3 protein-coding genes and 1 pseudogene are annotated in these 1,608 nt (G+C 42.5%); 1 reads left to right on the top strand and 3 read right to left on the bottom strand.

From position 1 onward, the window contains the following. Positions 1–328, bottom strand: a 328-nt coding sequence (locus JGH11_RS19955) for a hypothetical protein (RefSeq protein ID WP_201114718.1), incomplete at its 3' end; no start/stop codon positions are given. Between the two features lie 26 nt (positions 329–354). Continuing rightward, on the bottom strand, positions 355–1,242 hold the full coding sequence (locus JGH11_RS19950; protein WP_370567640.1) for a relaxase/mobilization nuclease domain-containing protein: 888 nt from the start codon (positions 1,240–1,242) through the stop codon (positions 355–357). On the opposite strand from JGH11_RS19950, the gene JGH11_RS20655 reads away from it, so the two are divergent. Next, a complete protein-coding gene (locus JGH11_RS20655) occupies positions 1,165–1,365 on the top strand; it encodes a hypothetical protein (RefSeq protein ID WP_370567641.1) in 201 nt (66 codons plus the stop codon). The two genes, JGH11_RS19950 and JGH11_RS20655, sit on opposite strands and share 78 nt — an antisense overlap. Here JGH11_RS20655 and mobC read toward each other — a convergent pair. After that, positions 1,365–1,412 (bottom strand): annotated as a pseudogene (mobC, locus tag JGH11_RS20650) (plasmid mobilization relaxosome protein MobC); the annotation flags it as partial. The gene JGH11_RS20655 and the pseudogene mobC sit on opposite strands and share 1 nt — an antisense overlap. Positions 1,413–1,608 lie beyond the last annotated feature (196 nt).

Below are 1,608 nucleotides of genomic sequence, written 5' to 3'. Positions count from 1 at the left end.
ATTTGTAAGAAAATGATAAGGCAATAATAAGCAGCATAACCAGGCCTGTCATGGTCAGGAATACCCACGATGATTTTATATCGATGGATATCCGGTGTTCGACCTTGCGCTTTTCGGTTCGTAAAGACTGCTTCAGCTCTTCCATCCCAGATACTATTTTCTCCCCGGATCGGTTGATTGCTTCCTGCAGTTCTGTCAAGCCCGCTTTATCCAAGCTATTGGCGCTAGAGTATTGTGTGGTTTCCTGTTCTGATTCTCTGGTATTAATCTTTTTTAAGAGCTGTTTGATTTCTTCAAACATGGCACTTACTGTCGACATATCACTCATATTATTTCATTTTTAAGTTTATACTTTTATCGTCTTATTCCTTTCTTTTTGCGTTGGCGTTTCTTCTCTTCATAGTCCAACCTCTTCCTGAACTGATTGTCTTCATAATCTTCCCCGTGAGGCTGGAATACGGACATACCGCTGAGCCCATCCAGAATAGAGCCTATAACGCCAGCCGATTGTTCTTGTCCGGTCTGATTTGCATTAAGCTGTGCTTGGGTTTGAGCATTGGAGATATTGTTTCCCCTAAGTTGTTTATCTATCTTGGAATAGCTAAACGTCCGGTCTACTTTGGAACCGTTAAAAGAATAATTATTCTTAGTGAAGACTACTCCCTGTACTTCATCGGTTTGCCCTTTATGTTTAAATCTGGTTTCAATACCGTGTTCTTTAAGCCTGCCTTGAAGCTGATCCCAGTTTCTACATTGCGGGATAGCATCTTTTAAAGCGTGATAGATCTCATACCTGGTCTTATCCAGCTCTTTGAGACGATGTTCTTTGACTTTCTCTTTCCCCCGGGCAATATGCAAGCCGTATTTCTCGGTCAGTTCCCTGCAAATCTTTACGCTTCTGATCCTGTCATTCTTATCGCATATCGTCTTTCCCCTATTATCCACACGGTTAAAGCAGAGGTGGACGTGCGGATGTTCTTTATCGATGTGCCGGGCAACGATATATTGGGTATCGGCAATACCCATTTTCTGCATATATTCTTTGGTCACCTTGACCAGGAACTCGCTTGATAGTTTGTCTTTATCTTCAGTAGAAAAACTTAGCGAGATATGGCAAACACTAAGTCCTAATTTAGGATTTAGCCCGGCTTGGGTAATAAAGCTGTGGATAATGACGCCGCTGCTTTTGAGCCTCACTCCTTGAGCCTCCAACAGTTTCGCATCTTTCTCTTTATCGAGTATATACCTGATGCATTTATTGAAGCTCTTTCCCTTTACGATTTTAGCTATCATTGCCTTAACTTTTTAAGAAGATCATCAAACCGTTCAGCCAACAGGCGGAGTTCGTCCCGTACAGCAGTGTAGCCCTGCACATTCGCTTGTCTGGCCAGTTGGTTCAGGTTATTGGCCATCCCTGACAGATTCCGGATATAGCCTGCTAATTCTGCCGATAAGCGTTCTTTAATGTAGCCTTTCTTCAAGCAGGCACGGACAAAGTCGCTGGTAGTGGTTCCTGCTTTTTTACTTTAGACCGCAGGGAATAATATTCTTCTGTTCCCAACTTTGTGTTGATACAATAGGCCTTTTTCTCTCCTAATTTTTTCTTCG

Origin of the sequence: Dysgonomonas sp. Marseille-P4677 (assembly GCF_016652235.1) — a bacterium.
Taxonomy (GTDB): domain Bacteria; phylum Bacteroidota; class Bacteroidia; order Bacteroidales; family Dysgonomonadaceae; genus Dysgonomonas.
This window is presented reverse-complemented; position numbering and strand designations above follow the sequence as displayed.